Origin of the sequence: Paenibacillus sp. TAB_01, from assembly GCF_043945595.1 — a bacterium.
Taxonomy (GTDB): Bacteria; Bacillota; Bacilli; order Paenibacillales; family NBRC-103111; genus Paenibacillus_S.
The window spans coordinates 923,028-941,251 of sequence record NZ_JBIFNP010000001.1; the positions used below are offsets into that span (position 1 = coordinate 923,028).

Sequence of the window (18,224 nt, forward strand, 5' to 3'; positions counted from 1 at the left end):
AAGAATGGGGAGCATCGATTGGTTAGGCCTGCTGGTCGATCCGAATACGCAATGGATTCTGCTCGGGAGTATTTTGCTCGGCTTAAGCAGCGGGGTTCTAGGAAGCTTCGCCTATTTGCGGAAGCAGAGTCTGATGGGGGATGCCTTGGCTCATGCGGCGCTGCCCGGGGTATGCATCGCCTTTATGCTGACCGGCTCCAAATCGATCGGATTTTTCCTGGTCGGCGCGGCTGCGGCGGGATTGATCGCAACGTTCGGCATCGGCTTTGTCACGCGGAATACGCGCATCAAGCAGGACTCGGCGCTTGGCATCGTTTTGTCGGTATTTTTCGGGCTCGGCATCGTGCTGCTGACGCAAATTCAGCATGGAGACAGCGGAAACCAGAGCGGGCTCGATAAATTTCTGTTCGGTCAGGCCGCCTCCATGGTGCATTCCGATGTCGTAGTCATGGCTGCGGTGGCACTGCTGCTGGTGGTGGCATGCAGCCTGCTGTTCAAGGAATTCAAGCTGCTCAGCTTCGATTCGGGCTTTGCCAAAGGGCTGGGTTACCCTGTCGCTTTGCTGGATCAGCTGCTGATGTTTCTGATTGTGGTTGCGGTCGTCGTCGGCATTCAGGCTGTCGGTGTCGTCTTGATGTCGGCGCTGCTTATTACACCGGCGGTCTCCGCCCGTTATTGGACGGAGAAGCTGGGGGTTATGGTCGTGCTCTCCGGCGTCTTCGGCTCGATCAGCGGCTTGATCGGGACGGTTGCCAGCACGGCGGCCAACAATTTGCCGACGGGTCCTTTGAGCGTGCTTGCCGCAACTATGTTATTTGTCGTATCGGTCATTTTCGCTCCACGCCGGGGCGTGGTCTCCAAGGCATTGCTTCAATGGTCTGTAAGAAAATCCGTTCTGCAGGAAAAAAAGCGGGCCGGCGCCGTACTCGGCACCTCGTCGGTTCCAGCGCAGCGAGGGGAGGAGGGGCAGGCATGAATGATTTCTGGATTTTGCTGACCGCAGGGCTCGTAGCCTGCTCGTGCAGTCTGCTCGGATGCTTCCTCGTACTCCGCCGGATGGCGATGATCGGCGATGCGATCAGCCACTCCGTCCTGCCGGGCATTGTGATTGCCTTCCTGTTGAGCGGCTCGCGCGACTCGTTCTGGATGATGCTGGGCGCATCGGTGCTCGGGCTGATCACGGTATTCCTGATCCAGCTGTTTCAGCAGAGCGGCGTACAATCGGACGCTTCAATCGGTGTAGTCTTTACCGCTTTGTTCTCCGTTGGCGTCGTGCTGGTCAGCCTGTTTACACGGCAGGTGGATTTGGACCTGGATTGTGTCCTGTACGGGGAGATCATCCGCGTGCCTTGGGATACGATGACCTGGGCAGGGATCGATATCGGCCCGAAGGCGGTATGGTCGCTCGGGCTCGTGCTGCTGCTGAGCGGCAGCGTGCTCGGACTGTTCTTCAAGCAATTTAAGCTGTGCTCGTTCGATCCGGCGATGGCGGCCGCTGTCGGCATTCCCGTGGCCTTGTTCCATTACGTGCTGATGGGGCTTGTATCGGTGACGACCGTCGCATCGTTTGAAAGCGTCGGGGCGATTCTCGTCGTCGGCATGCTGGTCGTGCCGGCCGCTACCGCCTATCTGCTTACGGAAAGGCTCGGCACGATGATTCTCTACAGCATGCTTACGGGCGTCATAAGCTCTACGGGAGGCTACTACATCTCCGTCTGGATGGACGCTTCGATTGCAGGCTGTATGATTACGGCGGCAGGAGGTTTGTTTCTGCTGGCGCTGCTGTTCTCTCCGTCGCACGGCGTCATTTGGCGCAAATGGAGACAGCGCAGGATGGAACAGACGGCATGATCGTCAGCTTAATACGACGACAATAAAGCTTAGTCCCTGCAATCGAAAAGCGCCCTAAGCGCACTTGAAATAACCCGGATCCGAGCGCTGTCTCGTCGTCCGGGTTTTCGTCTTAACCGGGCCGAGGAGCATGACGGCCCATGGCATTTGAGCCATCGCTTTTTAGATGAGGTTCGATCATAAAAAATCCCCGCAGGTGGCCGTCTCCTGCGGGGATTAGTCTTGCCTAGGTCCGCGCCGGGCTTTGAACCGGCTTGCGGGGACCTTTGCGCATATTCAGCGCTATGCTGAGCAGAACGATAAGTAAGACGACCAATTGGGGGAGCGTCGTCTCCCAGTTGGCATAGAGGCCGAGCGACGGCACGTTGAACAAATATTCCGATAGATGCGACGGAAGCTGTCCTGTTACCTGCAGCGCGTGGATGCTGACGCCGACAAACTTGAAGGCCATATAATACAGCAGCAGGCCGGCCACGAGGAAGAACGGCCGCACCGGGATGCGCGAGCTCATCTTGATAATCGCGTAGCCGATAATAATCAGAGCGACAAGCGCCCCGCCAACCCCTGTCAGCAGATCGGACAGACGAATCGTCGACGCCATACCGATATAAAAGATTAACGTTTCCGCGCCTTCGCGGATCACGGCCAGAAACGCCGTAAACGCCAGCGACCACAGCGTTCCTGCGGCAAGGGAAGTGCCGATTGCTTTGGCTACGTATTGATTCCAATTTTTCAAATTGGATTTCTTATGAAGCCAAGCTCCGATCGTCACCATAAAGACAACGGCAATCAGGCCGGTAATGCCCTCGATCGTCTCCCGCGAGCCGCCTGTGGTGAGGTTGGACAAGAACAGGCTCAGCACGACCGCGAGCATAGCGGAAGCGATCACGCCCGCCCCGGCGCCGGACCAGATCCATTTGCGCTTGTCGCCGTTGCCGGACCGGTTCAGGAAGGCGATCAGCGAGGCGATGACGAGAATCGCTTCGAGCCCTTCACGGAACAGGATGAGCGCAGCATCCCAAGCCGTATAGGCGGAAGCTTGGGCGAACGGCTGCAGCTCCGTCTTCATTTCATTCAGCAGCGCTTCCGCCTTCTCCCACGCCGGCGGCTTGGACAGCAGCAGGGTCGGCACGGAAACCATCTTGGTCTCGATGGACGTATACGTATCCGGCGAGCGGGTCATGACCTCGCCTTCCACCAGCGGCCAATTCGCGATGAATTGGTCCATGCCGTCGGCCGCCGTCTCGGCTTGCTTGCTTTGTATCGCCTGCTGGACGGTATCCAGCAGCTGGAGCTGGGAGGTGATCGTCGGCTGCCCGCTGCCTGCCGCCGCCGTATCTGCGGCTTCGGCCGCCTTACCGGACAAATAATCCTGAACGACCAGAATCAGCTCCTGAAGCTTCGCGGCGCTTTTGGCGCTGTCCGGAGGCTCGGTGTTCATGGCGATTCTGGCGCCGCTGATTTTTACTTCCATTGCGGCATAGATTTGCGCGTTCTCCGCGCGCACGAGATTCTCTGCCTTGCCCCAGCCGTTCACGAAGCTGTTGTACGACTGCTTGGCCTGCGTCCAGTCGCCGGCCTTCACGGAGGCCAGACTTTTCTCGAGCATGGGCAGCAGGGCCTGGATCTGCTTATGGGCTTTTTCCTTCGGCTGGTCGTTCTGCTGCTTGGATTCCGAATAGCGGTCGACCGCCTTCGCAAGCTCTGACACGGCCTGTACGGCGGGCTGCGGGGAGGAGGACGCTTGAGCAAGCGCCTGTTCCGCTTTCCCAAGCGCATCGCTTACGGCTTTGGCTTCTGCCGTAGCCGTAGCCTCGCTGTTCTGGCTCCAAATCTGCTTTAGCTGCTGAACCGCGTGCTGGGTCGCTTCCCATTGGTTATCCCGGGAGGAAATCAGCGCATCGCTGGATAAAGCGATAAGCTGGTTACGCTGTTCCGGCTGAAGCTCCTGGGCCGAAGCGAGGGAGTACAACGACGAGAACAGGGCGAAGCACATGCACGCGACGAGTAGATACCGTTTCACCAAGTCTCACCACGTCTTTCTATGTCTTAATTTCGATTTCTTAGAACAGCGTATCCCCGATATACCCGCCCTGGCGGGCCCCAGGTAAACAGGCATACAGGCCGCTGCCCATGTGATTGATATATTCGTTCAACTTATCCATCGAGGCGAGCTTCTGCTGCATCGGAATAAACTGCTTCCGCGGATCTCGGTTGAAGCAGATGAACAGCAGGCCGGCGTCCAGCTGGCCGGTTTTGGCATCCAGGCCGCTGGAGTAGGAATAGCCGCGGCGTAAAATTTTGACCTTGCCCTCCATATGCGCCAGCGCGACATGGGAATTAGCCGGAATGACAGGATGGCCTTGTTCGTCCTTTTTCGTAAAATCGGGCGGATCGAATTCGCCGGATTGACCGAGCGGCGCGCCGGAATCCCGGTATCGGCCGAAGGTGGTCTCCTGATCGTCCAGATTCGAGCGGGCCCATATTTCGATCCGCATCCGAATTCGGCGCATGACCATATAGGTCCCGTTAGCCATCCAGGCAGGAGCGTCCGAGCTCTGCGCCCACACGATATCGTCTGCATTTTGAGCGTCGCTCACATTCGGATTATTCGTGCCGTCCTTAAAGCCCATCAAATTGCGGGGCGTCGACCCCTTCGGATCGGCAGCACCGGTCCGCTGGAAGCCGTCCTGCATCCAGCGCAGCACCGCCTTGCCGCGCGCGATCCGGGTGAGGTTGCGGAACGCATGAAACGCCACCTGCGGATCGTTCGCACAGACCTGCACGACAATGTCGCCGCCCGACCATTCCTTGCGCAGATCATCGCCGTTGAACTTCGGCAGATCGACCAACGGGGCCGGACGCTGTGCGGATAAGCCGAAGCGCTCGTCGAAAAAGCTTGCGCCCAATCCGAACGTAATCGTCGTGCGCATAGGGGCCAGCCCCATGCTTTCGCCTGTATCTACAGGCGGGAGATTCGGACTGCGGGTTTCATCGCCCACGCCTTTGCCCTCGCTCAGCCGCGCCGACGCCTCGGTTCAGCTTTGGAACAGCTTCTTCACATCTTCCAGGCTTGTGGTGGTGAGATCAAAAGCACCCATGCAAATAAAATCCTGCATAGGCGTAGTAATGCCTGCTTGATATTTCCCGTAAAAAGGAATGATGCCGTCTACAGCCGGCGCCGCCTCGGTCGTTTTGCTTAACAGACCGCCTACCGCGAGCTGCTTCATACCGCCGATACCAAGGAACAAGCCGATGCCTCCGGCACCGGCGAGTTTGAGAGCATCCCGGCGGGATATTTTCCTGCCGGGTTGATCATGTTTCTTTTCTGTTTGCTCAGGTAGCTGCTGATCCATAGGATTACGCCTCCAGAACGGTTCCCATTTTTGACAAAGGCTCTGCTAATGCATCGAGCGTTTGGCTTAATTTCTTCGTTTGATCCTCTTTCAAATCGGTAAACAGGACGAAATCCTTGTCCTTGCGATAAGGGGCCAGAGCCTTATCGAGATCGGCGAAGCGCGTTTCAATATCTTTGGCAAGCGCTGCGTCTTTCTTCTCGAGGGCCGGCTTCAGCACCTTGTAGATTTCATTGGCTCCCTCTACATTAGCTGCGAAATCATAGAGATCGGTGCGGGAATAACGTTCTTCTTCACCTGTGACTTTGCTGGTCGATACTTCATTCAACAGCTCGACAGCACCGGTCACCAGATCCTTGGTCTGAATATCTACGCCTTCGACCTTGACGCGGAGCTGCTTCACGTCCTGCAGCAGCTGATCAGCGACTTTCTCCGAGCCTGCAGTCGTTTTATCGACCCACAGGGCTTTCTCCAGCTTATGATAGCCGCGCCATTCATTGTCGGGAACATCGCCTTCCCGCGCATCGATCCAAGGGTCGAAATCGCCCAGCGATTCGGCGATCGGCTCGATTTTTTCATAATACATCCGCGCCGGAGCATATAATTTCTTCGCCTGCTCCACATCTCCTGCCTTCACGGCGGTGGTAAATCCTTCAGTTGCTTTTACCAGCTGGTCCGTTTGATCGATAACCCATTTGCGGTACTGGTCTATGGAAGCCTTCAAAGCCGCATCATTCGCTGCGGGGTCAGCGGTTTGGCCCGCTGCCGGCTGGTTGGCCGGCGCTTGGGAGGTCTGGCCTGCCGTAGTATCTTTAGCCGGCGCGGATTGGGCTTGGTTTCCGGCTGTATTGCCGCATGCCGCAAGGAACAGGGAGGAGCTTAATACCATGGCGGCGAGAGGATACGCGAACTGCTTTTTCAATTGAATACATCTCCTTCAGTGAGTTAAATGAATAGAAGTGGTTTATATAAATGAGCCTGATATCAACCTGACATAGTGTGATAATGAGATTCATTATCAGTCAATGACAAATGTAACTCATTCTTTTTTTTCACGCAATACTTTTTATTAAAAAACTATTTTACCTTGAATGATTTTTATGGAATTAGCCGCAAAATTGTCACCATTTCACGATATATTGAGGTTTTAGCGAACGATTTCCTGAACTCGCTGCGAATATGGTATACTAGACTATCGAATTATTTTTAACCCGTTGCTGTTTGAACGTTTGAGGAGGAAGCAATACCATGTGCGGCATAACTGGAGCTATGTATTTTGAAGATAGAGAGCCTTCGCAGACCATGCTGAAGGCTATGACGGATGTCATCGTACACCGCGGGCCGAACGATGTCGGCTTTTGGGGGGAGAACCGGATCGGTCTTGGCTTTCGCCGGTTGTCCATCATCGATATCCGAGAAGGCCATCAGCCTTTAGCCAACGAAGACGATACGGTATGGATCGTGTTTAATGGAGAAATTTACAATTATAAATATTTGCGCCATACCCTACAGGAGAAAGGCCACCAATTCAAGACGCATTCGGATACCGAGGTTATCGTCCATATGTACGAAGAATATGGCGAGGACTGCGTAAAGCATCTGCGCGGAATGTTCGGCTTCGTCATCTGGGACCGCCGCAAAAAGCAATTGTTCGGCGCGCGCGACCATTTCGGCATCAAGCCTTTCTACTACTATAAAGATGCGAGACAGTTTCTGTTCGGCTCGGAAATAAAAAGCCTGCTGGCGGCCGACGGCATGAACCGGACGATTCATACGGAGAGCCTGTTGAATTACTTGACGTTCCAATATGTGCCTGAGCCTGACACGATGTTCCGCGGCATACATAAGCTTCCGCCGGGCCATACCGTGAAGCTGACGTTTGACGGCGAGATGTCGATCCGCCGCTATTGGGATCCGATGTTCGAGCCGGAGGAGCGTCCGATCGAAGAATATATCGAGCAGATCCGAGAGGGCTTGAAGGACTCGGTCGTGCACCACATGCAGAGCGACGTGGACCGCGGCTGTTTCTTATCGAGCGGCATCGACTCGACGGCGATTGCCGCCCATATGAGATCGATCGAGCCGATCCGGACGTTCTCGGTCGGCTTCGAGGGTCCGAACAACGAAACGGAAATCGCCCGTCAGACGGCGAACGCTTTGGATACGGAGCATCATGCGAAAATCATTACGCAAAACGACTTCTTCTCCACGCTGCCCAAGGCGGTATGGCATCAAGACGAGCCGGTTGCCGACCCGTCGGCCATTGCGCTGTACCACGTGGCTCAGCTCGCGCGCGAGCAGGTGACCGTCGTGCTATCCGGCGAAGGCGCGGATGAGCTGTTCGGCGGCTACCGCATTTACCGCGAGCCGCAGTCGCTTCAGCCGGTTGAACGGCTGCCGCTGCCGATTAAGCGCATGCTGCACGCGCTCGCCAGGCTGCTTCCCGACGGCGTCAAAGGGAAGAGCTACCTGCTGCGGGGGACGACGCCGCTGGAGCACCGCTTCCTCGGCAACGCCAAAATTTTCTCCGAGGAGATGAAGGGCGAAATCGTCCGCATCGATCAGGAAATGCTGCGCAGCTACAAGAATCCGCAGCAGATTGCACAGCAGTTTTATAACAAAACGCAGCATCTCGACCCGGTGACGCGGATGCAGTATATCGATATGAACCTGTGGCTTCCCGGCGACATCTTGATGAAGGCGGACAAAATGACGATGGCTCATTCCCTGGAGCTGCGCGTGCCGTTCCTGGATGTGGAGCTGTACGAAGTTGCAAGAAAAATACCGGTGCAGTACCGGATCGCCGAAGGGACGACCAAATACATTTTCCGTAAAGCGATGGAAGGGCTGATTCCGGACTTTATTCTGAATCGTCCGAAGCTGGGCTTCCCTGTGCCTTTGCGCGACTGGCTGAAGGGGAACCAGGGCAAGGTGATTCTCGAGCAGATCGAGGCAAGCGGCATTGAGGATTATATCAATACCGGCACCGTGCGCCAAATGCTCGCGAAGCATCAAAGCGGCCAGGGCGACTACGCCCGCCGTATCTGGACGATTTATATGTTTGCCTTATGGCATGTAACGTATATGGAGGAGCTGCCTAAGCCGTCGCTTGCGACAGCCCTCTAGGAGAAAGCCGGCCTGCTCGCCGGCCCGTCTCCTGACCCACCACAAAGAAAAGAGGAAACCGCATGGGGAACTATAAGCTGATAGCTCTGGATATGGACGGGACTTTTCTGACGGAGGATAAAACCGTATCCCAACAAAACCGTGAAGCTATCGAAGCGGCGGCTGCGGCCGGCGTCACGGTCATGTTCGCGACAGGCCGGGGGATTCAGAACGTGCTGCCCTACATTGAGGAGCTGGATCTGCAAGCGCCTATCGTTACGGTGAACGGCAGCGAGGTATGGGCTGCGCCCGGCAAGCTGCATCACCGCTCCATTCTCGATATGCGGCTCGTTAACGACATGCACCGTCTTGCACTGGAGCATGACACCTGGTATTGGGCATATGCGGTAGGGGAAATCTTCAATAAAGAGACATGGGCGAACGATATCGCAGGAAAGCAATGGCTGAAATTCGGTTATTATTACGAGGATATTGACGTGCTTGAGGTCATCCGCAAAAAGCTGACGGGCTGGGACGCCCTCGAAATTACGAATTCACATCCTTTCAACATCGAGCTTAATCCCAAAGGAATCCATAAGGCTAGCGGGATCCGGCAGGTATGCGGGCTGCTCGGAATCGACATGTCGCAGGTCATCGCCATGGGCGACAGCTTGAACGATGTGTCGATGATTCGGGAAGCGGGCCTCGGCGTCGCCATGGGCAACGCGCAGGACGAAGTCAAAGAGCTGGCCGATGTGGTGACTGTAAGCAACGAAGAGCATGGCGTAGCGAAAATTATCGAGGCTTACGTATTGACGTAAGCCGGTTCGGGAGGCTTGTCCATGGCATTGGCTGTAACGGCATGGATCATTGTCATTGTTTTGTTTCTGATCGGCATGGCCGGCGCCGTCTATCCGGTGCTTCCGGGCGCGGTTGCCATTTACGCGGCGTTTTTTATTTACGGCTGGATGATGGGCTTCGAGCCGTTCGGCCTCTGGTTCTGGCTGACCCAGACGACCATTCTGATCGTCCTCCTGATCGCGGACTACTTGGTCAGCGCGCTCGGGGTGAAGAAGTTCGGCGGGAAGCGGGCATCCGTGATCGGCAGCACGGTAGGCCTGCTGGTTGGCCCGTTCGTCATCCCGGTAGCCGGTCTTCTGATCGGGCCGTTCATCGGCGCCGTGATCGGCGAGCTGCTGGTCGGCACCGAGTTCAAGCAAGCGCTGCGCGCGGGCTTGGGGGCGCTGGTCGGCTTTTTTTCCGGGCTTGTCGTGAAGGTCATCCTGCAGCTTTTGATGATTCTATTATTTATTATCTGGGTTCTGTGACAGGCGTTATGGGGCAGGACAGACGAAGCTTCGTTTATTTCGGGCAGGGAGAAGGTTTAAGTCTTGGCTAAGGATTCGTTGGTAAAAGGCACGTTAATTTTGACATTAGCGGCACTCGTTGCGCGGGCCCTGGGGGTCGTGCAGCGGATACCGCTTATTTTGCTGCTGGGCGAGCTGGGCATGGCGGCCTATGGGATCGCCTTCAATTTGTATTCCATGCTGCTGGTGGTAGCTACGGCAGGCATTCCAAGCGCGCTCAGCAAAATGATCTCCGAGCGCACGGCGCTCGGTCTTCATGCCGAGGCAGGCCGGGTATACAAGGCGGCCCTTTGGTTCGCCGCCGCCGCCGGCTTCGTCATGGCGGTCATTCTGTATGCGGCGGCACCTTATTACGCTGAGCGCATCATTAATCCGCAGGCGGCGCTGCCGATCCGCGCTTTGGCGCCGGCACTGCTTCTGTTCCCGCTGATCGCGATCATGCGAGGTTATTTTCAAGGACGCCGGATGATGATGCCGAACGGATTGTCGCAAATCATCGAGCAGATTTTCCGGGTGGTGACTTCGGTTCTGCTGGCCTATGTGCTGCTCGGCCACAGTCTGGACTGGGCGGTAGCCGGCGCGTCGTTCGGCGGCGTGATGGGCAGTGTGGCCGCCGCGGCGGTCATGGTTTACTACGCCGCCAAGCTGCGCCGCAGCGACCGGTCCGAGGCGGTGGCTGCGGCTCCGGAGCCGCCGAGCACACTGCCGTTCAAAACGATTTACGCGCAATTGTTCAAGCTGTCGATTCCGATCGTGATCTTCTCGATGACGGTGACGCTCATTTATACGATCGATTCTTCCATCGTTACCCTTCTGCTAAGAGATCAGGTAGGCGAGCAAAATGCAAGAGAAATACTGGGGATTCTCGTCGGACGAGCCCAGTCGCTCGCCGGCATTCCGATTATTTTGGCCGTCGCGCTCAGCCAATCGGTTGTGCCGATCATTTCGTCGGCTTATTCCCAGAAGGATATGAAGCAGGTGTCCGATCAGACGGGGAAGGTGCTTCAGCTGTCCATCTTGTCCGGGCTTCCGATGGTGCTGGTCATCTGTCTTGCGGCAGGGCCGATCAACGCCTTTATTTTCGGGAATCCGACAGGCTCTTCCGTCGTAGAGAGCTACGCGGCACCGATCATCATCTTGCTGACGGTCAGCGCCCTGTTCCAGATTGTGATGCAGACCTCGGGCGCGGTGCTGATGGGTATGGGCAAAATGCGCGCCCTCGTGCTGCACGTCGTGGCCGGTATCGCGGTGAAGCTGATCGGCAGCTATGTGCTGGCTCCCGCACTCGGGATTTACGGCATTATTGCGGCCACCTGCCTGTGCTTTGTCGTGATGACGATACTGAACCTGCGGGTGCTGCGCGGAGAAGTGGCATACCGCGTGCTGGGCGCGAAGCGCTGGTTCGGCCTGGCGCTGACGACGGTGATTATCGCCGTCGTCGGTATCGGACTCGATGTGCCGGTACAGCGCTTCGTTACGCCGTTCGGCAGCCCGCGGTGGGATGCGGCGCTGCAGACCGTTATCCTGTGCGGTGTAACCGGCGCGGCGTATCCGGTGCTGCTGATGCTAACCCGTACGCTGCGATTGTCCGATTTGCAGCACATGCCGAGCCCGGTGCAGCGGCTGGTCCGCAAATTCGCGCCTAAGCTGCTGCGCGGCGGCGCAGGTGCAGGCGAGAAGGATAGAGGCTGACGCGCGGAGAAGCAGATGTAGGCGAAGGAGACAGAGGCCAGTCCCGCAAGCGGCGGGGATACGGCTTCTTTTGCGGGAATGTGAAGCAAAGACACTAGGCTCCGGGCGATCTGTTAGGAATCGGATCGTCCGTTTCTTTTTTCGGTATCGAAACCGGCAGGCTTTCGGGATTCATACCGGCAGGCTTTCACTGTTCCGCTGCAAGCTGGTTACCCGCATTCTTACGGGCAGGCTCTGAATCTTGCGGCTTCAGCAATCGGCTTGGGGGCGCGGGCCCATCGTTTTCCGTACGGTTCCGCCCCTCCCGGATTTGAAACTTGGCGCCAATCATGATACGGTGAACTAACAAACTAACGCTATAGTGATAGATGAAGATGCAAACTGGAGGGAATTAGGTATGGCTCATATCGCCAAAAGCTTAACGGATTTAATAGGAAACACCCCGCTCCTGGAGCTGTCCAATTATAATAAAAACCATCAGCTGGATGCCAAGCTGGTAGCAAAGCTGGAGTTTTTCAACCCGACCGGGAGTGTGAAGGACCGGATCGGCTTTGCGATGATCAAAGCGGCCGAAGAGCAGGGGCTGCTCAATGAAAATACGACGATCATTGAACCGACGAGCGGCAATACGGGTATCGGACTGGCTTTTGCCGCAGCTTCGCTGGGCTACCGTTTGATCATTACCCTGCCGGACACGTTCAGTGCGGAGCGGCAGAAGATGATGAAAGCCTTGGGAGCCGAGCTGGTGCTGACACCGGGCAGAGAGGGCATGCGGGGAGCGATTCGCAAAGCGGAGCAGCTGTCCCAGGAGATCCCGAACTCGTTTATTCCCCAGCAGTTCAGCAATCCGGCGAATCCCGAGATTCACCGTAAGACCACGGCCGAAGAAATCTGGCGGGATACCGATGGTCAAGTCGACGTGTTCGTGGCGGGTGTAGGCAGCGGCGGAACGATCACCGGGGTAGGGGAAGTGTTGAAAAAGTACAACCCGTCCGTACGGATTGTTGCTGTAGAGCCTTTCGAATCGCCGGTTCTTTCCGGAGGAAAGCCGGGCGCTCATAAAATTCAGGGCATCGGCGCAGGCTTCGTCCCTGATATTTTTGATAAAAGCGTTGTCGATGAGGTCGTAAAGGTTAAAGGCGACGATGCGATACAGACTGCGCGCACCTTAGCCCGAAGCGAAGGGCTGCTGGTAGGCATTTCCTCCGGCGCGGCGGCGTTTGCGGCGACTCAGCTGGCCGGCCGTCCTGAAAACAAAGGCAAGACGATCGTCGTCCTTCTGCCGGATACGGGCGAACGGTATTTATCGACGAATTTGTTCCAGGAAGAGTAAAAAATTAAACAGCTCATGGAGGATCGGCTTCTAAAAGGAAGCGGATCTCCCCTGAGCTGTTTTTTTGTTCTGTATAAAGTATGTGCGCCTTGGAAATGACGCGCAGCGGCTTATTGTGCAGATGCCAACAGGGAGGGGAGGGCCCCTGAAAATAATCGAGCTGCGCTTGCCGTACGTCTTCGTTTCTTGACGACTCGTAACCGTTATTTGTGATTTTGCTGTTCCAAGGACACCCAATTACAGCCCGCGCCCCCGGACCTTGGCATAAATTAAAGTGTCGCGAAGCTCCCCGCATGGCGAACAGCTGTCGGACTGCAGCAGCGCCTCCCGGGTAAAGCCGAGCCGCTCGGCTACGGCCCGGCTTTTGGCGTTCTTCGCATCGCAGCGGATCTCGATGCGCTGCGCGTGCAGCTCCTCAGCGGCAAACTGCGTAATGCCCGCAGCCGCTTCCGTAACGTAACCGCGGCCGCTTTCGGAGGTACGGACCCAGTAGCCGATCTCGAACCTTCTCGCCTGCCAATGAATGCGGTGAAGGCCGCTGCAGCCGATAAGCCGCCCGGACTCCTTATGAAAGAACAGCAGGCGCAGATCGCTGCGCTCCAGAAATTTAAGACGGGATTTGCGAATCTCGATCTCCGATTCTTCGACGGACGGCAGCCGCTGCGCCCAAGGCATCCACGGCTTGAGCTCTTCTATGCTTTCATGCACAGCCTCGTTCACCGCCAGGCCGTCACCCCAAAGCGGCGCACGGATGAGCAGCCGCTCGGTTTCGAATTGCTCGGGAAATGAGATAAGAATCGGATCTTGTACAGGCATTTCCATCGTCCGGACCCTCCAATGCGAATGTAAATTTTACATAATTTAACACACGGAGAGACGGTTGGCAACGTCTTTTTTACTCAATGAAATCCCCTGCCAGTACGGCCAACTCGATTTTGTTAAGGCCTAGGCAGTATTCCTGCGTCATTTCGAAGGCGAACGGGGGCTCGGCGGAGGAAATCCATTGCAGGCAGTCCGTGCTGCGGAGCCAATCTCCGGTTTCCGCCTCCGCCACAGGACGGTCCTTCCAGACGGTTTCAAGCCTCGGGCTGTACAAGAGTGAGGCGCCTGGGCGCAGGCTGCAGCCGTCCAGCCACTCTTTCAGCTGGCCTCTCGGTACGGGCGGCCCTTGCCTGACCGGGGCGAACAGATGTGGCCAGTAATCCGATCTCGAGCCGGTATGGCGGACCCGTTCGGCGAAGCGAAGGATGCCTGCATGCACGGAAGGGATGCCGAACAGGACGGCATACAGCTTTTTGCCGAATTGAATCCGTTCATCCAGCTTGGTGAAATCCTCCAGAATGAGTCCGGCTAAGCGCACCTTGCCTTGATCTTCGTAGGGGAATACGACCTGATTCAGCTGAAGCAGCGACTGCGCATAGAAAAACAGCGTATTCAGCACATGCTTCACATAGTACGGATGCTGAGCGACCCGCTGCTCGATGTAATGCTGCTCATTGACGATCAGAGCTACCGTCAGCAGGGCGCTGTCGCGTCTCTCCCAGAACAGCTCCCATACGGGGCGCATAAACCGGGACACGCGCAGGGGAGCCAGCAAATGAAACAGCGGTCGGCTCGCGCGGAGGCTGGCCTCATACAGCAGCAGCTGCGGGTACGCGTCCTGAAAGATGAGCGCGTTCGCCCGCTCCAGGAAAGCGAAAACATGCTCCTGCTGCCGGCCGTTAAGCAAGTAGGGAAGCAGCTCTCCTCTCAGATCGGTCATACTCCACCCGCCGTTGCGGGACACCATGTGGGCGAGCAGCGCCCAATGGAGCTCGGGGCGTCTTTGGAACAGCTCCCAATACGCCTGGGTGCGCGTCACATTATTGCGGTTCCGCTGCGTCACAGCCTCGCGAATTTGAAGAAGGAGCTGCCGGTCTTGAGGAGGCAGGGACCTTTTCTCGGAGGCGCCGCCCCCAATGAAAGAGCCTGCAGCCGGATTCGTCAGCGAAGCGGATTGGGCAGGGGAGAGGAGGGCTTGCAGCTTCGACTCCAGCAGAGCGGCGGACTCCTTCGGTATGCGGATGCCCTGCATATGTTCCAGCTGCTGGCTTTCATAGATCAGCGTACCGGCTTTTCCTTTCATCCACTGTCCGATTTCCTGAGGCACATCCGTCAGCTTTTGCAGCAAATCCCAGCCGTTCCAACGGGCTTTTCCTTGTGTCATGCAGCGTAGACTCCTTTCCAAACGTGTGCTCGCTATGCAAATAAATTCCAAATAAAGGACTTTTACTGGTTCGTGTCGAATTATTTATATGTGCACAATGGAGCCTTTTTTCCAGTTCGCGCGTATATACATAGGCGGGGAACGTTTTGCGCACTTATTATTCTTTTTTTGGAGGTAGGCATGAAAAACAATAGGAATTACAAATGGCTTTCGGTTTTTCTCGTGGTTCTGCTTGTCATTCTGGCGGGCTGCCAATCCGTGAATGGCTTGGATCTGAACAAAATGATTCAAAACGGGGCCAGCGTTAAATCGCTGCAAGGCTCGCAAACTTTTGCGCTGGAGTTTATCGCAAATCCGTCCGTTAAGCTGGACGAAGAGAATCAGCGTTTGCTGGATCTGTTTGCCAATGTGAAGCTGAATCTCGATGAAGTGAAGCAGCAGGACTTGACACATGCTTCGGTCAAAGGCTCGTTTGAATACGCCAAAGGCCGGATCCCTTTTCAAATGACGATCAGCGATCAAGACTATACGTTCCAGATTGAAGGCGCGAAGAAGCCGGTTGTCATACATAACGGTCCGGCCAATATGGAAGAGCTGAAGCAGACGCTGTCCAAGGAAATGCAAGAGCAGCTGAAGCAGCTCTACGCCAAGTCGGCGGAGCTGACGCCGTCCCTCGTTTCCTACTTGAGCGGCAATGCCCCGAACCCGGCTAATATCAGTGTGTCGGATTCCCAAACGTACATTCATAATGAAGGCTTGAGCCTGAAAAAGGTTCACGTTGAAATTAAAGGCAGCGAGCTGCTGGACCTGTTCAAAGCGTTTGCTACCAACCTGGTTGCTGACGAGAAGGGCATGAAGGACATACTCGGTCAAATCTATGATGTCGTAGCTCCGTTCATGAAGCAGGCGATCAAAGAGAACGCTCAAGGCCAGGCCGATCCGATGAACCAGATGATTGAGCCTTACTTGAACAACAAAACTTTGGCTGTGGAGTTTGCCTTCACATTCCTGAACTCGAATTTGAAAAAAATGCTGGCCGATTACGATACCTATACGGCACAGATCAAAGACAACGAGGCTGCGCGCCAGCTGTTAAGCGATCAGCAAACCTTGAAGTTGGATATTTATGCGGACCGCGATCTGATGCCGCGTAAAACGAATATGGAGCTGAACCTCCAGTTCACCGGCGAGGATACGAGCATCCAAGGCTTGAAGATCACTTCCACGAGCGAGACCTGGAATTTGAATCAGCCGGTACAGGCGGATGTAATCGACACCAGCTCAGGCGTGGTAGAGCTGAACGGCCTGTCCAAGCCGTCCAGATTGCTGGCGGGACTGGATCCCAATTCCCAGCTGTACTCGCTGTTGAAAAATGATTTGCGCATTACGAAGAAAGATATTCAAATGATTGTCGACAATGACGATACGTACGGGGCTTCGACCAAGCCGTATAATGCGAACGGGACGATTATGGTTCCGGCACGCTTTGTCGTTGAACAGCTGGATGCGGACGTTGACTGGGATCCGGCTACACAGCAGGTAACGATCACCGATTGGGTCAGCGGCGCGGTTATTAAGCTGAACATCGGAAGCAAGCAGGCTTCCGTCAACGGCATGATCAAGCCGCTTGAAACCGAAGCGGAACTGACGAACGGCTCCACCTTCGTCCCTGTCCGCTTCATTGCGGAAAGCATGGGAGCGACCGTGAAATGGGATCAAGAACTGCAAATGGTGACGATTTCCAGAGACTAACCGTGCTTTGGCTGAAATGAGCAGCTATGCTTATCGTTTCCAGCCGGGAGGCAGCTCATGCTGCCGGCGTATAAAAACAAAAAGGAAGAGCCTGATTCCGCCGGATCAGGCTCTTCCTTTTTGTTTTGCAGACTTCCCTGCGGGAAAGAATGCGGAGCGGGAGTGCATCCGGCTCCGCTATTCCTCTGTCCCGGGTTCCCCCGCTTCAGGCTCCGTCTCCGGTGAAGCTCCTTCGGAGCTTCGATCTGACGCGGAAGAGGGCCGGGGACCGGGAAGCCGGCCTGCGCGCGAAGCCGCTTCGCGGAGCAAATATTCAATATGCCCGTTCACGCTGCGGAACTCGTCGTTGGCCCACCGCTCCAGCACCTCGTACAGCTTGGGGTCCAGCCGCAGGGCGAAATTTTTCTTCGGTGCCATCCTTCAGTTCGTCTCGAGCCCGGGTTAATACAGGCTGCCGGTATTAATAATAGGATTAGCGGAACGATCGGATACGATGGCAACGAGCAGATTGTTGATCATGGCCGCTTTACGCTCTTCATCCAGCTCGACCAGGCCTTCCCGCTGCAGCTGGGCGATGGCAAGCTGCACCATGCCTACGGCGCCTTCGACGATCATCGAGCGGGCCGAGATGATGGCTGCCGCCTGCTGCCGCTGCAGCATGGCGCTCGCGATCTCCGTGGAGTAAGCCAAATGCGTCAAGCGGGCTTCCAGTACTTCGACGCCGGCGACCGACAGACGCTCTTGCAGCTCGCTGCCCAGCTCTGTGGCAATTTCCTCCGAGTTGCCGCGCAGCGAATAGCCCGTATCCCCGAATACGTCGTAAGGATATTTATTGGCGACATGACGGAGAGCGGTCTCGCTTTGAATTTCAACGAACTGTTCGTATTTATCGACATCGAACATGGCTTTGGCCGAATCGATAACCCGGAATACGACGACGGCCGCAATTTCGATCGGATTGCCTTCGATATCGTTGACCTTCAGTTTTACACTGTTAAAGTTGCGGACGCGCAGCGAAACCTGCTTGCGCATGGAGAAGGGGACGGTGATCCATAGGCCGCTCTCGCGCAGCGTGCCCGCATAACTGCCGAAAAAGGTGACGATCATCGCTTGATTCGGCTGAACGACGACCAGACCCGACAGCAGGATTATTGCGATGAGCAGTGCGGGAATGCCGAGCAGGAACGATTCCTTAATAAGCATCGTCACGCCAAGTGCGCCAAGCACCAGAATAAGCAGTAAACCGAGAAAGCCGTTAATAACCCATGCCTTTGTTTCTTTCATAATCAACCACGCTCCTTGTTGTAATAGGATGAGAATATCGTTTTGATATTTATATGATATCACTTTTTCTATTTAATGTAAATTGGTATATTATCCCTGTTGCGGTTCCTTATTATGATTTGCAAGCAGAGCCCCATACAGAGGGATGCAGAGAAGGTCCAAGGAGCTCCTGCAGCCTGCTTTTGTCAGACCGGGCCGAACGGCGTTGACTTCAATGAACCGTCATGCTATAAGTGGGTAAAGAATAATTTTCATTCCTAATCTATAGCCAAAGGGTG

At 55.7% G+C, this 18,224-nt stretch carries 14 protein-coding genes and 1 pseudogene; 8 read left to right on the top strand and 7 right to left on the bottom strand.

Going from position 1 to position 18,224, the window contains the following annotated elements:
- The first annotated feature begins 4 nt into the window (after positions 1 to 4).
- On the top strand, positions 5 to 976 hold the full coding sequence (locus ACHHV8_RS04520) for a metal ABC transporter permease (protein WP_395157149.1): 972 nt from the start codon (positions 5 to 7) through the stop codon (positions 974 to 976).
- Positions 973 to 1,851: a metal ABC transporter permease gene (locus ACHHV8_RS04525; protein ID WP_395157151.1), complete on the top strand. Its 879-nt coding sequence runs from the start codon at positions 973 to 975 to the stop codon at positions 1,849 to 1,851. The genes ACHHV8_RS04520 and ACHHV8_RS04525 overlap by 4 nt, the downstream gene beginning before the upstream one ends.
- Positions 1,852 to 2,077: 226 nt before the next feature.
- Here the strand turns inward: ACHHV8_RS04525 and ACHHV8_RS04530 are convergent, their stop codons facing one another.
- The 3 genes and pseudogenes from ACHHV8_RS04530 to efeO all read right to left on the bottom strand — a co-directional run bounded on the left by ACHHV8_RS04530 (position 2,078) and on the right by efeO (position 6,096).
- Positions 2,078 to 3,874 carry an FTR1 family iron permease gene (locus ACHHV8_RS04530; RefSeq protein ID WP_395157153.1) on the bottom strand — a complete coding sequence of 599 codons (1,797 nt, stop codon included), beginning with the start codon at positions 3,872 to 3,874 and terminating at the stop codon, positions 2,078 to 2,080.
- 40 nt (positions 3,875 to 3,914) lie between these two features.
- A pseudogene (gene efeB, locus ACHHV8_RS04535) lies at positions 3,915 to 5,207 on the bottom strand (iron uptake transporter deferrochelatase/peroxidase subunit).
- A 4-nt stretch (positions 5,208 to 5,211) separates the two neighbouring features.
- Positions 5,212 to 6,096 (bottom strand): iron uptake system protein EfeO, encoded by an 885-nt coding sequence (gene efeO / locus ACHHV8_RS04540; RefSeq protein WP_395163421.1) that lies wholly within the window; start codon positions 6,094 to 6,096, stop codon positions 5,212 to 5,214.
- A gap of 359 nt (positions 6,097 to 6,455) precedes the next feature.
- Here efeO and asnB point away from each other — a divergent pair, with 359 nt between their 5' ends.
- The 5 genes from asnB to cysK all read left to right on the top strand — a co-directional run bounded on the left by asnB (position 6,456) and on the right by cysK (position 12,704).
- Entirely contained in the window at positions 6,456 to 8,333 is a 1,878-nt protein-coding gene (asnB, locus tag ACHHV8_RS04545) for an asparagine synthase (glutamine-hydrolyzing) (RefSeq protein WP_395157155.1), read from the top strand.
- A gap of 62 nt (positions 8,334 to 8,395) precedes the next feature.
- Complete coding sequence (locus tag ACHHV8_RS04550) at positions 8,396 to 9,133, top strand: Cof-type HAD-IIB family hydrolase (RefSeq protein ID WP_395157157.1); 738 nt, start codon at positions 8,396 to 8,398, stop codon at positions 9,131 to 9,133.
- 21 nt (positions 9,134 to 9,154) lie between these two features.
- Entirely contained in the window at positions 9,155 to 9,640 is a 486-nt protein-coding gene (locus ACHHV8_RS04555) for a DUF456 domain-containing protein (RefSeq protein WP_395157159.1), read from the top strand.
- Positions 9,641 to 9,703: 63 nt separating this feature from the next.
- A complete protein-coding gene (locus tag ACHHV8_RS04560) occupies positions 9,704 to 11,371 on the top strand; it encodes a putative polysaccharide biosynthesis protein (protein WP_395157161.1) in 1,668 nt (555 codons plus the stop codon).
- A gap of 397 nt (positions 11,372 to 11,768) precedes the next feature.
- Positions 11,769 to 12,704 (top strand): cysteine synthase A, encoded by a 936-nt coding sequence (gene cysK / locus ACHHV8_RS04565; protein WP_395157163.1) that lies wholly within the window; start codon positions 11,769 to 11,771, stop codon positions 12,702 to 12,704.
- 237 nt (positions 12,705 to 12,941) lie between these two features.
- Here cysK and ACHHV8_RS04570 read toward each other — a convergent pair whose 3' ends face one another.
- Together ACHHV8_RS04570 and ACHHV8_RS04575 are read right to left on the bottom strand one after the other, a co-directional pair.
- Positions 12,942 to 13,526 carry a GNAT family N-acetyltransferase gene (locus tag ACHHV8_RS04570; RefSeq protein WP_395157165.1) on the bottom strand — a complete coding sequence of 195 codons (585 nt, stop codon included), beginning with the start codon at positions 13,524 to 13,526 and terminating at the stop codon, positions 12,942 to 12,944.
- A gap of 73 nt (positions 13,527 to 13,599) precedes the next feature.
- Positions 13,600 to 14,910, bottom strand: coding sequence for a DUF2515 domain-containing protein (locus tag ACHHV8_RS04575; protein ID WP_395157167.1), 1,311 nt, complete (start codon positions 14,908 to 14,910; stop codon positions 13,600 to 13,602).
- 180 nt (positions 14,911 to 15,090) lie between these two features.
- Here ACHHV8_RS04575 and ACHHV8_RS04580 point away from each other — a divergent pair, with 180 nt between their 5' ends.
- A complete protein-coding gene (locus ACHHV8_RS04580) occupies positions 15,091 to 16,662 on the top strand; it encodes a copper amine oxidase N-terminal domain-containing protein (protein WP_395157169.1) in 1,572 nt (523 codons plus the stop codon).
- A gap of 177 nt (positions 16,663 to 16,839) precedes the next feature.
- On the opposite strand, the gene ACHHV8_RS04585 is transcribed toward ACHHV8_RS04580, so the two are convergent.
- Together ACHHV8_RS04585 and ACHHV8_RS04590 are read right to left on the bottom strand one after the other, a co-directional pair.
- The gene (locus tag ACHHV8_RS04585) at positions 16,840 to 17,079 is read right to left on the bottom strand and encodes a type II toxin-antitoxin system antitoxin (RefSeq protein WP_395157171.1); all 240 of its coding nucleotides are present in this window, start codon (positions 17,077 to 17,079) and stop codon (positions 16,840 to 16,842) included.
- A gap of 24 nt (positions 17,080 to 17,103) precedes the next feature.
- The gene (locus tag ACHHV8_RS04590; protein ID WP_395157173.1) at positions 17,104 to 17,946 is read right to left on the bottom strand and encodes an SPFH domain-containing protein; all 843 of its coding nucleotides are present in this window, start codon (positions 17,944 to 17,946) and stop codon (positions 17,104 to 17,106) included.
- Positions 17,947 to 18,224: the final 278 nt, after the last annotated feature.